The 14,295-nt window shown below is 28.6% G+C and carries 9 protein-coding genes; 1 reads left to right on the forward strand and 8 read right to left on the reverse strand.

Going from position 1 to position 14,295, the window contains the following annotated elements:
- Nucleotides 1–162 precede the first annotated feature (162 nt).
- The 7 genes from bshB1 to RT575_RS14000 all read right to left on the reverse strand — a co-directional run bounded on the left by bshB1 (nucleotide 163) and on the right by RT575_RS14000 (nucleotide 11,038).
- A complete protein-coding gene (bshB1, locus tag RT575_RS13970; RefSeq protein WP_313386052.1) occupies nucleotides 163–864 on the reverse strand; it encodes a bacillithiol biosynthesis deacetylase BshB1 in 702 nt (233 codons plus the stop codon).
- A 5-nt stretch (nucleotides 865–869) separates the two neighbouring features.
- Nucleotides 870–1,466: a glutathione peroxidase gene (locus RT575_RS13975; RefSeq protein WP_313581666.1), complete on the reverse strand. Its 597-nt coding sequence runs from the start codon at nucleotides 1,464–1,466 to the stop codon at nucleotides 870–872.
- Between the two features lie 326 nt (nucleotides 1,467–1,792).
- Complete coding sequence (locus RT575_RS13980; protein ID WP_313581668.1) at nucleotides 1,793–2,455, reverse strand: hypothetical protein; 663 nt, start codon at nucleotides 2,453–2,455, stop codon at nucleotides 1,793–1,795.
- 311 nt (nucleotides 2,456–2,766) lie between these two features.
- Complete coding sequence (locus RT575_RS13985; RefSeq protein WP_313581670.1) at nucleotides 2,767–3,933, reverse strand: PepSY-associated TM helix domain-containing protein; 1,167 nt, start codon at nucleotides 3,931–3,933, stop codon at nucleotides 2,767–2,769.
- Between the two features lie 2 nt (nucleotides 3,934–3,935).
- Nucleotides 3,936–6,077, reverse strand: coding sequence for a TonB-dependent receptor (locus RT575_RS13990; protein WP_313581672.1), 2,142 nt, complete (start codon nucleotides 6,075–6,077; stop codon nucleotides 3,936–3,938).
- A 133-nt stretch (nucleotides 6,078–6,210) separates the two neighbouring features.
- Nucleotides 6,211–7,983: a RagB/SusD family nutrient uptake outer membrane protein gene (locus tag RT575_RS13995; RefSeq protein WP_313581674.1), complete on the reverse strand. Its 1,773-nt coding sequence runs from the start codon at nucleotides 7,981–7,983 to the stop codon at nucleotides 6,211–6,213.
- Between the two features lie 13 nt (nucleotides 7,984–7,996).
- Complete coding sequence (locus tag RT575_RS14000; RefSeq protein WP_409515959.1) at nucleotides 7,997–11,038, reverse strand: SusC/RagA family TonB-linked outer membrane protein; 3,042 nt, start codon at nucleotides 11,036–11,038, stop codon at nucleotides 7,997–7,999.
- A gap of 351 nt (nucleotides 11,039–11,389) precedes the next feature.
- Here RT575_RS14000 and RT575_RS14005 point away from each other — a divergent pair, with 351 nt between their 5' ends.
- Complete coding sequence (locus RT575_RS14005; protein WP_313581678.1) at nucleotides 11,390–12,463, forward strand: phosphatidylinositol-specific phospholipase C1-like protein; 1,074 nt, start codon at nucleotides 11,390–11,392, stop codon at nucleotides 12,461–12,463.
- A gap of 47 nt (nucleotides 12,464–12,510) precedes the next feature.
- Here the strand turns inward: RT575_RS14005 and RT575_RS14010 are convergent, their stop codons facing one another.
- Complete coding sequence (locus RT575_RS14010; protein WP_313581680.1) at nucleotides 12,511–14,292, reverse strand: metallophosphoesterase; 1,782 nt, start codon at nucleotides 14,290–14,292, stop codon at nucleotides 12,511–12,513.
- Nucleotides 14,293–14,295 lie beyond the last annotated feature (3 nt).

Genomic DNA, 14,295 nt, shown 5'->3' on the forward strand with positions numbered 1-14,295 from the left:
GACCTCCGGAACCACAATCCGGCGCTCTAACCAACTGAGCTACAATCACCATTTGACCAAAGAGATAAACAATCTCTCAATTGGACTGCAAATATAGCCTATTTATCGGTTCTTGCAAATAAAATTATGAAAAAAAATAAAGGTTTTTATTTACCTTTATTTTTAAATTAAAGAATCTAAATCACTTACACCTACATAATTTCTTGATACAAAACCTTCTCCAGCTTCAGTACCTATTAATCTTCCTAAATCATAAGCTCTATATTTTATAGAATCTGTGAAGTTTTTAGAAGAAATTGGTGTTTGAGGTTCTTGAGAGGTTGGATCAAAAAACTGAGTTTTATAAGCCAAACATGCTTCTAATTTTTTATCAACAAAACCTGTTATATCCACTACAAAACTTGGTTCTAATGGTAACCATTGTATATAATGAAAATGTTTTTTTGGTCGCCAAGCAACTAATCCATTTTCTATTTTTGGTAAACCAGACAAAAATATTGCAGTATTTACCAAATCAGAACCTTTTCCATGATCCGGATGGCGATCACTTGGTGCATTACTTAAAATGACATCTGGTTGATATTTACGAATAACCTCAACTATTTTTAATTGATTTTCTTTATCATTCACAAAAAAACCATCGGCAATTCCTAAGTTTTCTCTTACAGCTAAACCTAAAATATTTTTAGCATTTTCTGCTTCTACTCTTCTTGTTTCATCGGTTCCTCTAGTTCCTAATTCACCTTTTGTTAAATCAAGAATACCTACAATTTTACCATTCTGAATTTCTTTTGCAAGTGTACCACCGCATCCCAATTCAACATCATCTGGATGTGCACCAATTGCTAGAATATCTAATTTCATTTTTATTATTTATTTATCCAATCAACAATTTCTTTTGAATCTGGAGTTACTTTAGATGGATAAGAAGCTTCTAATGTTCCATCTTCATTAATTAAAAATTTTGTGAAATTCCATTTTACTTCATTGTCAGATTTCCCGTTCAATGATTTTTTCGTTAAGAACTTAAAAATTTCATTTTGATTTTTTCCTATTACATCACTTTTTGTCATTAATGGAAATGTAACACCATAATTTAACTTACAAAAACTTGCAATTTCTTCGTTATTATCAAATTCTTGTCCGCCAAAATTATCAGATGGAAATCCTATAATCACAAAATTTTGATCTTTATATTCTTGGTATAATTTTTCTAACGCATCATATTGTGGTGTATATCCACATTTAGAAGCTGTATTTAAAATCAATATTTTTTTCCCTTTTAAATCAGAGAATTTAAAATCATCATCGTTGATGTCTTTAAAAGTATAATCGTAAATAGTTTTCACTTTTTGTGGAGTTTTTGAGTTTTGATGAGTTGTATGTTTTGTTTGAACAGGTTTCTTTGTTTCTTGTGCATTACAAGATAAGAATACTCCAAAAAGTCCAATTAATAAATATTTCATTGCTCATTGTTTTCAACAAATTTAAGCAAACTGAATTATATTTTTGGTTAAAAAAATGATAAGAGAATAATTATAGGATGCCTATTGTATATTTTGAATTGAAATTTATCAATCTCATTACTAAAATCTAATGTCTAACTTTTTTTGGGCAATCACTTCGTGCCGCGCTATACCTTACAATCTTTTTTATTACAGATTTCGAAAATCTCAAACAACAATAAAAAAGGATTTTCAGTACTATCGCTATTGCAATTATCAGTAAAATTGAAAAACACCATTATATCCATTACATTGTTCCATTATTTTTAAAGAAATTTCAAATAATTTTATTTCTTAATTTTTGATACTCTTTTTAGTAGAATACTTTTTTTATGTTTTATCAAAATATAAAACATAATTATCAATATAAAAACTGTACATATAATTATGCTGATGTAATATTTTTCTTTACTTTCTAATCTTTTTATAGTATTATTTAAATTTTCAATTTCCAGTAAAGATTTAAAATCATCTTCTTCTAGTAAATACTCTAAGTCTATTTCAGATTCATTCATTTTAAGAAAATCAACTTGTAATTTTTTTAAAGAATCTAACTCAGTATTATTAATAGAATTTAATTCATTTGTTCTAGTACAAGTATTGGTAGCTGTTCCTATTCTTGTTTTATAACCGTAAACTAAATAAGTTTCATTTAATTTAAAGTAACTTCCACAACCTCCATACATAGATGATTGTGGTGTATAAATTGTGGTATAATATTTTTTATTTTCAGTAAATCGTTGTTTTTTGAATTCTTCTTTAATTTCAAATGTAAATGCAAACACAATATTTGAATTAAAATCATATTTTGTTGAATCAACAGAAACAACTTTACCTACAAAGATTGCATCAGAATTAGAAAAACTTTTTTCGATTGAAGGTATAGTACATGAACAAGCAAAACTATGTGTTGATATAACTAACAAAAAAAATAAAAGATATTTATTCATATAAGTGTTTTTACTAAAATATAACTTTATTAGTAAAAAAATCCTCAGACTCATAAAAATAAAAAACATCATTTTTACTAAAATTATTTAAAACGTTGTTTCACAACCTAAGTATTTCATAATTCTATTTCGCGTTAGGGATTGACGTAGAAATCCTTTTTTTGATTGAATCCTTTTCAACTTGATAATTGAATTTCGACTCGGTCGCTGAGCGAAGTCTAAATACAATAACCAATCAAAAAAAGATTGCAACAGAAAGCCCGCTCGAACGCCAAAAAATAAATTAGTCTTTGTTTATTGAAACTATTATTTTATTTACGAATAACTGCTTTTTTCTTCTTTTTGGGTCTTCTATTCCACCAAAAAATTGCTCCTGTAACTGGTAAAGATGCACATACGAATGAGACAATAAAGGCTAATATTTTGGTTGGATAGCCTAAAATTCCTCCAGTATGTAAATCATAATTCATTCCTGCAATTTTATTACCCAATTGCAGATTTTTACTGGATTTTATATTAGTTAATTCTCCTGAAGATTGATTAAAATAATACCATTCGAAATTACTTGTTTTACCTTTAGATAATCTTACTTGGACATCTTGTTCATCTTCGTCTTTGTCTCGTAATCTTATCGACATCATATCTGCATTTGGATGCTTTTTTAATGAAAATACTAAGGATTCATTTAAGATATTTTGTGGATTTAATTTAATTGTATTTTCTTTTTTATCCTTTCTATTGGTAGGATTATCCACAAGATTGAATAAATTGATTGAAAAATCTTTGAAACTAGGATAAGCAAATATTAATCCTGTGTATGCTATAGTTAATGCGAATAAAAATGTTTGGAATCCTAATACATTATGTAAATCGTAAACTAAGCGTTTCCATTTTACACTGTAATCTATCCAAACAGATTTTTTTATTATTTTTTTCTTTAATTTTTTAGGCCACCACAAAACCAATCCACTAATTGTAAGTAGAATAAAAATAATTGTAGAAACTGATACGATTGTTTTTCCTACAGTTTTTCCCATTAGTAAAGTTTGATGCAATTGCAAAACAACTTGAAAGAATTCGTACTTAGTATTTTCTACATATTGCACTTTACCATTATAAGGATTGATAAAAACTCTTTTATAATAAACCATATTTTCATGGTAAAACATTTTGTTTTTATCTGTTTTTGTTGCTCTAAAAACCCATGTTCTATCCTTTGCTGGATATAAATCTACACGAGAAATTTTTTGTTTTTCTGGTAAATTTTTATTTGCGATTTCTATAAGTTGTGACAAAGGTAATACCTGCATATTTGCAGGTATTACTTTATCTTGAATAATATATCTTTCGGAATATATTGTTGCTTTTAAATCATCATAGAAAACATAAATACAGCCAGTTATACTAACTATAAAAATAATTAATCCGACCGTCAGACCTAACCATTTATGTAACCAAATAATTGATTTTTTTATCATTTTTAGAACTTATAATTTACCATAAAAGTTCCTGTTGTACCGACTCCTCTAACATAATTTGCTGCATTGGCACTATATTGACTTGCAACTGTATAATATGTGGCATTAAAAAGATTGTCTATACCAATAGTAACTCCCCAATTATTGTTGATTTGATAGTTTCCTGAAAGATTGAATAAATTGACAGATGTTACTGGTGCTTCACTTGTTAAATAAACTCCTTTAGCATTTACATCAAAACGATCTCTATTTCCTGTTAAGACCCAGTTTAAAGCTAAATTTAATTTATTACTTGGTGAAAAACGAACATAAGCTGTTGTTTTTGGAGGAGAAATTCGAGCTCCGTTTAAATATTTTTTAGTCCCGTCAGAATTTTCTGATTTACCTTCTACATAGGCATAAGTTGCTCCAGCTTTTAAAGTTCTAGAGATATTAGCATCTAACGTTAATTCGAATCCATAAGTTCTCTCAGGAGCTCTTTGTGGACGAATAACACCATTTCCATTATCTACTAAGTTAACACCATCTTTTGATGTACTAACAAAATAGGCTGCTGTAAAATTGAACATTTTATAACGAGAAGAAAAACCTGCTTCGTAGTTATTTGTTAATATTGGTTTAGTATTCAGATTTGTTAGAGTACTTTCTGTAGCAGAACGCACAACTCTACCTAATTCGTTAATAGAAAAACCTTGTGTAAAACTTACGAATGGATTAAAAATATCATATTTTGAGTATCGTAGTCCTGCATTAAAAGTTGTACTTTTATATGGGAATTTTCCTCCTTGTACATCTATAACTCCTTCTCCATTTGGTCCTGTAGCAAGAGTCGTAAAATCTTTTACTTTTACTTGATCATTTTCATAACGAATACCTCCTTTAAAAACTAAATCTTGAAATAAATCTAATTTTAATTGTGCATAAGGTGCAAAACTTGTCATATTCATTTTCGGAATATAAACACGACCATCAACTAAATCTTGAAAAGTTTGATCTGTTAATAAATCTAATCCATAAGTTACTTCTCCTGGTAAATTTCCTATAGAAAATGGTGTATTAAAATTGAAACGAAGACCTTTTTTATTTGAATTAATTTTTGTTTGACCTGGTCCATACCAAGAAGGAGTATAAGTAACATACCTATTCATTGATTGGAATGATGTTAAATAGAATGAAGCATCAAATTGTGTTTTTCCAAATAATTCATTGTTATTATATCTTACAATAAAATTATGATTATGTGGTGTTCCTGTATGCTCACCTGGATCTTCTGCTCTTACACCAATTGTTGGTGAAACACCGAAAACACCATTTTGACTTATATAATTTGCGTGTTGTGTACTATTATAAAAGTTATACATTAAACTAACAGCTGATTTGTCGTTAATTTGATAATTTAACTTCGTGTAAATATTATTTTGATAAGAATTAGATGTTCCATCAGTTTGTCCCAAAACTAATCCTTTTCCGTCTCTTTCTAAACCAGTGTATTCTATTGAACCACCAACCATATATGAGAATTTCTTAATATTCCCTGAAAGAAATTGAGAGAATCTATATCCTAATGTTCCATTACCATTATAAGGATTAGCTGTTATACCAGCAGAAGTTTGTCCAGATATTGGATTTTTATTAAAGCTTTTCTTGGTAATATAGTTAATGATTCCTCCCCCAGAACCATTTCCATAAATAGATGTTGCACCTTTTATTACTTCAATTCTTTCTATAACACTAGGATCTATGGTTCTAATATCTCTTGAACCATTCATTAACGGAGTCGATTGTGGTATTCCATCTATTAATACTAATACTGTTCTTCCTCTTAATGTTTGACCTGCATTAATTGATTTATTACTGCTAACACTTAATCCTGGAACTAAATTTCCTAATATCTGAGAAAGGTCTCGAGTAAATTCCATTTGTTCTTGAATTTGCTTTTGAGATATTACAGTTACTGAAGATGGGATTTTATTAATATTTTCAGATTTCCTCCCTGCTGTTACAACAACTTCATCAACAGATATAACCTCATCATTTGTTGAAGATGGTATAGAATCTGTGACTTGAGCAAATGCAGAAGTACTAAATATAAGGCTTAAAAATAGGTATGGTTTACTTGAAATTTTAAAAAAATGTTTTTTCATTTTTATTTAGAATAAATAAAAGCAAATATATCTTATTATTCATATACGACAAATAACTAATTAAAAATATTTTAATAAAAAAGTGGAGAAAAATTTCTCCACTTTTTTTATCATTTATAAAATTCTATTTTAATTAATATCCTTCATTCTGTGTAAATACATTTGAAGCATCTATAGCTGCTTGTGGAATAGGATAAACCCTTCTAAAAGGAGAAGTAGTTTGTTTAGCAGTTCTTGCATCTTCGAATTTTCCAAAACGTATTAATTGTTTTCTTCTTACCAATTCCCAATATGTTTCGAAAGCTATTTCTTTTACTAAAGTTGAAGCATCTAGACTAGAAATTGCCAAACCTGGAGCATTATCATATAAAGCTTCCCTTGTTCTACTTGTTCTCAATATATTAATATCCGATAAAGCCGCACTAGTATTACCTTTTCTGAAATATGCTTCTGCTCTAAGTGTATAAATCCCCCCTAAACGAAATAAAGAAATGTTTACATTACTTGTAGAATTATCTCCATTTCCAGGATCAAATTCATATTTAAAAACGCGAGCTCCTCGGTTGATTTGACTTTGAGAAAGTACAGCTTGCATTGGATTATCAAAATTCAATTCTGGTGTAAAATTCACTGCTAAATTTGTATTTTTTTCCATAACCAATGGATGTACTTTTATTCTTCCATCAGTAGTCATATCAAAATTCTTATTTGCTAAAATAGTAGGTCCATATTGAACTCCTTCTTGAATTCCTCTATTAAAGTGAAACCAAGGTTTCCCTGTACCATCAACTAAACTAGTTGCTGGAACACTAACATCTGTACCGTCGTTCATAAACCAAGTTCCATCTTTATATTGATAATGTCTATGAAATCTTGGGTCATCATGATTCCCATCCCAACTATGATAAAATTCTGGTGTTGTACTCGTTGCATTTGTTCCTCTGTTATCAGGTGATGCTTTTTGCGAACGCTCTACAGGCATATAAGCAAAACTATTTGAGCTATTTCTTAATGTAGATATTTTCTGAACAACTGCAAATATTAACTCAGTTCCATCATCATTACTAATATCAAAATTGTGGAAAAAATTAGATTCTAATTTAAAATATCCTGAATTGATTAGTATCGAAGAATATTCAATAACTTTATCCATATCAGTGTTATTTCCATCTAAAGATTTTTCATTAAAATCAAAAGAACTTCCATATCTATTTTTAAATACAGCACGATTCATATACATATCGGCTAATAAAGCATAAGCAGCTTGTTTAGTAAACCTTCCTACATGTGTAGATTGAGTACCAATATCAGCCAACTGAGGAAGTATTGTTTCTACTTCTTTTATTAATTCATCTATTGCAACATCTGCTTTTCTAACAACAATTTTAGCATTAATATCCATTGGATCACGGTAAGGAGCTTGTCCATATAGATCTAATGTATGATAAGTATAAAATGCTAACAGACCTTTTGCTTCTGCTAAAAATAAATCTTTATTAGAATCTGTTCCTGTATTATTAGAAATAGCACTAATAGCAGTCAAAGATTTAGTTATCCCAAAATTAAGATTATCCCAAACTGTTTTTACTTGAGAATTTGAAGCATCCCAAGTAAATTCTGATAATGCTCTCCATTTTCCTCCATCTCCCCAATCACTTCCTCGTGTTGGCAAAATAGCCTCATCGGTAGAATATTCTTGTAATGCAAAAACATTTCCATGATCTACAAAAGTTCCATCCCCCAACTGACCATAAGCTGCAGCTATTGCACTCTGAGGATCTGCAGATTGAGTTTCTGATCCTAAAACCTCATCAACGACTTTTTCTTGTAAATCAGTACAACTTATTATACCCATAGAAAGTAAAATAAAGAAAAGTCTATTTAATTTGAATGATATCAATTTCATGTTAATTAAGTTTTTAAAATTTTACGGTTGCTCCGATCATAAATGTTTTAGCAGAAGGATAAGTTGTATAATCAATTCCTAAAGATTGATTCCCTGATGCAGCTTTTGCTGTATCAATTAATGGATCATATCCGCTATAATTTGTAATTGTAAATAAATTTTGAGCACTTACATATAAGTTTAAGTTTTTAACCCATTTTAATTGCTCTATTCCAAAATTATATCCTAAACGAACGTTGTTTAAACGTAGGAAATCTGATTTTTCAAGGTATAAAGATGATAATTGAGGAAGGTTATCTGTACTAGCTCCTGATGTATAATATTGTCTTAATACATTTCTATCTGAAGCTAAATTATTGATATTCAAATTCAAATTAGTATTATTAACTAAATACCCTCCTGCTTGACCGATAAAAGAGAATGCAAAATCAAGCTTTTTGTATCGCATATAACTATTAATACCATAAGTAAGTTTTGGTAAAGGTCCTTCAAATATTTGTCTATCTTCATTTCCTATCGTTCCATTTCCATCTTTATCTTCATAGATGTATTTTCCATTTGCATCTATTCCAAGATATTTTAACATATAAAACGATCCAGCTTGGTATCCATTTTTATAAATATTTGCATATACACCTGACATTCCTGGACCTGATATTTCTCCAGAAAATATTTCAGAAACAGGTAAACCTTTTACTTTATTAGATAAAGTAGCTGCATTTACATCTACTGTCCATGTAAAATCTGAATTTGAAATAATTTGAGAACCTAACGTTAACTCAAATCCTTTATTCTCAATTTTCCCTTTTACATTTTGCCAAACAGTACTTGTTGGACTTAATGGAGCAGATGGTATATTTAAAATAGGATCAAGTGTTGTTTTATTATAATATTCTAATGAACCATATAATTTACTATTCCATAAATTAAAATCAACACCGAAATTGGTTTGTTCAACAACCTCCCACTTCAAATTAGGATTTGCAGTTCTATTAACAGTAACTCCGTTGATCACATCATTCTGATTGAATAGATAATATCCAGAAGCAGATGAAAGAGAATAACTTGCTTGAGTAATTTTATTTGCTACTTCTTGATTACCTGTTTGTCCCCAACTCGCTCTTAATTTTAATTCGTTAACAACTGAAGAACCTTTTAAAAAGTTTTCTTCACTAATTGCCCATCCTGCTGCTACAGAAGGAAAATATCCATATTTATTATTTTCTCCAAATCTAGTGGAACCATCTGCACGTAATGATGCTGTAAACAAGTAACGTTTATTATAGTTGTAATTTACACGACCAAAATAAGATTGTAATTCATTTTCTTGTGCATATCCAGGACTTGGAATAAATGGATCTCCAGAATAACCAGGATTATGTTCAGGAGCGACTCCACTTCCTTTAGCTGCTATATTTTTCAATCCAAAATAAGTTCCAGAAAACTCAAATTTTTGATAAGAAAAACCTGCTAACAAACTAATATTATGTTTATTAAATGTACGATCGTATGTTAAATAATGCTCTAATAATGTACTTAAAGACTCTAAATTACTTTGAGTATACATCCCTGTTGGTGTTCTATCTGTAATATTCGGATACATTGTTGTATTTCTTTCCGAAGTAGATTTATCTACACCATAATTTAATTTATAATTTAAACCTGGTAAAATTCGTAATGTAGCTTCTACATTTCCTAAAACCCTAAATGTATTTGTATGATCATTATACATACTTAATAAATACATTGGATTGTAATGTGCATTCATGTTAAAGTTTGTATACTCTCCATCTTTATCAAAAACAGTTCGAGTAGGATTTGCCATTAATGCATGTATCACCAATTGACCATCTGAACCAGCATTAGAACCATTAGGTAATCCTGTTTCTTTAATATCACTTGCTGTTAAATTAAATTTAACCTTTAATCGTTGATCATCTAAAAAAGATTCTTCAGCATTAAGACGAGCAGTTGTTCTTTTGAAATTACTTGTTTCTATAATTCCATCCTGATCCATATGAGATAAAGATGCATAATAATTTCCTGTAGTTGTTTTCTTAGAAAAAGAAAATGAATGATTTTGAGAAACTGCTGTTCTATATAAAACATCTTGCCAATCTGTATTACCTCCATGATCATAAGAAGGTGCTACAACTTTTTTATATTCATTAGCTTTCATAAGATCTAACTTTTTAATCACTGTTGATACTCCAAGATATGTATCATAAGTAAAAATAGCATCTCCTTTTTTTCCTTGCTTAGTTGTAATAAGTACTACACCATTTGATCCTCTTGCTCCATAAATTGCTGCTGCCGAAGCATCTTTAAGAACTGTGATTGACTCTATATCACTTGTATTCAAAAAGTTTAAAGGATTTTTAGCACTAGAACTTCCCAAACCTACATTTGGACCTCCTGAACTTACATTTTCATTACTTAAAGGAACTCCATCTACAACAAATAAAGGTGTACTACCACTACGTATAGAACCTATTCCACGAATAGAAACATTCATTCCTGCACCTGGTTCTCCACTTGTCTGTACAACACGAACACCTGCAACTTTTCCTTGAATCAAATTGTCTACAGAAATATTCATTCCTTCTTTAAATTGATCAGATTTTAATTGACTAACTGAACCTGTTAAATCAGATTTTTTTTGAGAACCATATCCAACTAAAGTTACTTCTTGTAAATCCAAAGAATCTAGCTTTGGTTCTAATTCAATTGTAATTGAAGTATCTAAAATTTCTGTTGATTGAATTTCATATTTATCAGCTAAAATAGACAATGTTTGTCCTATTTGTGCTGAAATAGAGAAATTTCCTAACGCATCTGTAACTGCAGTTTCTCCAGTTTCTACAACTGTTACTTTAGCTCCTTCGACAGCTTTTCCTTCTTGATTTACTACATTTCCTTTAATTGTTTCATTCTCTACAGAAGAAACTGTGTAATGTGTAATCGACCTCTCTGCATGAGCTTGACTTGCTACTAAAAATATCATAGCAAGTGGAATTAGCTTTTTTAGCTTAAAAAGATTAAATTTGTGATACATATCATTAAGTAAAGTAATTGTATGACGTTTACATTGCTTAATAAAAAGACCGCTATTGTTGCCGCAATAGTGGTTTTTTATTTCACACGTCGTTAATTATTGTTTTATCGGGATACAAAGTAAACTAAAAAGTGTAACGTTTAAGCTTAAAACTATTTTAACAAAATATTACTTTAAAATTAATAAAATGTAAACGTTTATTTTATTGAAAAATAAAAAGTTATTCATTTTCAATTAATTAAATATCATACCTCTTTTAGTTTGTTTACATAAGCATAAAAAAGACTTAACATAATCTAAAAATGATTAAAAAAAAGAGATTTTATTTTTGCCATTAAAAAGATTTCAATAATGAAAAACATATTTTTCTTAGGTTTATACTTAGCTTCATTCAATTTTTCTTTTGCTCAAAAAAATAATTTAGGTCAATTAAAAATAAATGAAATTCAAGTAATTGGCTCTCACAACTCTTATAAAAAAGCTATTTTACCAGAAGTATATAGTTATTTGTCTAAAAAAGATACAATGAATCTTCTTCCTAGAATTCAGTATGAACATATTCCTATTCCAGAACAATTAAATTTAGGTTTAAGAAATTTAGAAATTGACGTTTATGCTGATAGTAAAGGAGGAAAATATGCTCATCCAAAAATTCTTGATTTAGTAAAAACTACAGAAACTTTTGACTTAGATGGAAAAATGAAAAAACCAGGTTATAAAATGATTCATATTACTGATATTGATTATCAAACTTGGTATTATACTTTAGAAGATTGCTTAAAAGATTTAAAAAAATGGTCTGATAACCATCCTGAACACGATCCAATTTTTATAACACTAGAACCAAAAGATGGTAATAAAAATGAATTTGGAACAGAACCTGAGCATTATACAACTCAACTTTTTGATGAGTTAGATAATGAGTTAAAAAAATATTTAGGAAAAAATAAAATTATTACACCTGATGAGGTTAGAGGAAAATACAAAACATTAAATGAAGCTGTAATAAATAAAAATTGGCCCAAAGTAAACGATGTTAAAGGCAAATTTATTTTTTTACTAGATAATAATGGAAAAAATAGAGATTTATATGCCCAAAATCATCCTTCACTAAAAGGAAGAATGATTTTTACCAATTCAACTCCTGGAACACCAGAATCTGCTATTCTATTTATGAACGAACCAATAGAAAATCAAACAAAAATAAAAGAACTTGTAAAACAAGGCTACATTGTAAGAACAAGAGCAGATGCAGATACAATGGAAGCTCGTTCTGAAGATTATTCAAGATTTGAAAAAGCAAAAAATAGTGGAGCTCAAATTATAACAACAGACTATTACCATCCAAGTAAACTATTTAAATCTACTTATAAAATTAGTTTTGATAATGATACTTATGAAAGAAAAAATCCTATAATAAAATAAGTAGATTTTTTATAAAAAAGCCATCATATTGATAGCTTTTTTTATATTTATAATCGACGAATTGACTTTGATTTCAAATCAATTTCGAAATGATCAGAAGGTTCACCATTTGATAAAAAGGATAAAATTTTAAATAAACTTTTTAACTGTGTAATAAATAAATCACTGCTTGTATTTTGTACAAATAGCTCTTCCAAAATTTTATAATTATCTAATCTATTTTTAGGAATATCTTTCTTCGCAAATTCATCTGCTGATTGAAATTTATATAAATCTAAAATCAAATCCTCAAAATTCCATTTTCTAAATTCTTTCAAATCAAAATTATTAGCATTACTTTGCTCATTAAGTGATAATAACAATAAATCTTCTCCATTTAAATACTGTGCTTTATCAATAAAATCTTTAGGCCAATCATTAGGAATCATTCGTAAACGAACCAACTCTTTTAAATGAAATAACATAAAATCATGATAGGATTTAGGTTTTAAAATTTCCTTATTCCAACTAATATGCCCTTTTTCTTTTTCTAAAATAGAATACTCTTTTTCATACAGCGGGAATAATTCATCAAAACGAGGCACATCATTCAATACCTCTGTATTTACTTCCATTTTATCATCAGATTTTATAGTAAGAATTTTATAAGCAGGAATATAAGCTGCTAAGGATGGAACTTGTACATTTACTAAAAAGTTATCTCCTATTTTTCTTGTTCCTGTATCATTAATATGCATATGCCCAGCAAAATGAACTTCAAGTCCAGCTTCAGCAAATACTTTAGCTACACTTTCGTCTGGAATTCTTTCTAATTGCCATTTTTTATCTCCTAATAACTTTTTAATTTCATTTGTTGCACCATCATTAAAATCAATCATAGGATAATGAGTAAAAGCAACTAATGTTTTATGTTTTTGTTTTGCTTGTTTTACAATATTCTTTACCCAATCAATCAAATGTTTTTTATTGGTTAAAACATTATTATAACCAATACTTGCTCCTTTATAATTTGAAGAATTATCAGTTCTTTCATTCATTTTTTTAGGAATATATGTATTTCCATCAATTGCCAATAACCACACACCGTTGGTAGGTTCTACAACATAACTCAAATCAGGAACAGAAAAACCTTTTTCCACTTCGTACATCCTTTTAGAATAAGCTGCATTATTCAAGGCTTGCTCATAAGTATACTTTTCATTATTTTCAATAAAAGGAGTACTCCAAAATAAATCTTCTTTTTTAGGATAAAAACCAAAATCTTTCAGTTCATTCAAAATCTCTAAATAACCAGATTCAGCAATATCTTTAGTGATTATCTTATGATTAGTTTTTCCTATACTATCCTTGCTATAAATACCGATTGCCTTACCATCATCTCCAAGAAAATCATCCTTTCCTCCATCTTTTCTATACGGACCAACAGGATCATGATTTCCTGTAGTTAAATAAAAATTTATACCATATTTATCATGATAATTGGATAATATTTTATGAAGTCCTCTTAAATTATACGTTTGTCCATCATCAGAAAAATCTCCTGGCATTGCTACAATTTTTATATCTTTTTTAGCAATATCATCCAATGCTTTTATAAAAGCAAAATAGTTTTCATTAAAAATCCTTGTAGAATGTAACTGAGAATCCATTGTTCTCAGAATTGTATTTTTACCCGTTTTTGTATTTAAAATCCCCTTAAAATGATTGTCACTAAAATTCCCATATAAATCTTGAAAATGAACATCTGATAAAAATGCAATTTTTATATCTTTCTGTTGTCCTTTAACTATAGAAAGTAAAAAAAACAACGTATAAAAAATTCTCTTCATTAT

The sequence above is a fragment of the Chishuiella sp. genome (assembly GCF_032109125.1).
In the GTDB taxonomy this organism is placed as follows: Bacteria; Bacteroidota; Bacteroidia; order Flavobacteriales; family Weeksellaceae; genus Empedobacter.

What these genes read in the sequence shown, in the direction of transcription:
- bshB1 (WP_313386052.1), bottom strand. Translation starts at nt 864, where the DNA reads ATGAAATTAGATATTCTAGCAATTGGTGCACATCCAGATGATGTTGAA.
- RT575_RS13975 (WP_313581666.1), bottom strand. Translation starts at nt 1,466, where the DNA reads ATGAAATATTTATTAATTGGACTTTTTGGAGTATTCTTATCTTGTAAT.
- RT575_RS13980 (WP_313581668.1), bottom strand. Translation starts at nt 2,455, where the DNA reads ATGAATAAATATCTTTTATTTTTTTTGTTAGTTATATCAACACATAGT.
- RT575_RS13985 (WP_313581670.1), bottom strand. Translation starts at nt 3,933, where the DNA reads ATGATAAAAAAATCAATTATTTGGTTACATAAATGGTTAGGTCTGACG.
- RT575_RS13990 (WP_313581672.1), bottom strand. Translation starts at nt 6,077, where the DNA reads ATGAAAAAACATTTTTTTAAAATTTCAAGTAAACCATACCTATTTTTA.
- RT575_RS13995 (WP_313581674.1), bottom strand. Translation starts at nt 7,983, where the DNA reads ATGAAATTGATATCATTCAAATTAAATAGACTTTTCTTTATTTTACTT.
- RT575_RS14000 (WP_409515959.1), bottom strand. Translation starts at nt 11,038, where the DNA reads ATGTATCACAAATTTAATCTTTTTAAGCTAAAAAAGCTAATTCCACTT.
- RT575_RS14005 (WP_313581678.1), top strand. Translation starts at nt 11,390, where the DNA reads ATGAAAAACATATTTTTCTTAGGTTTATACTTAGCTTCATTCAATTTT.
- RT575_RS14010 (WP_313581680.1), bottom strand. Translation starts at nt 14,292, where the DNA reads ATGAAGAGAATTTTTTATACGTTGTTTTTTTTACTTTCTATAGTTAAA.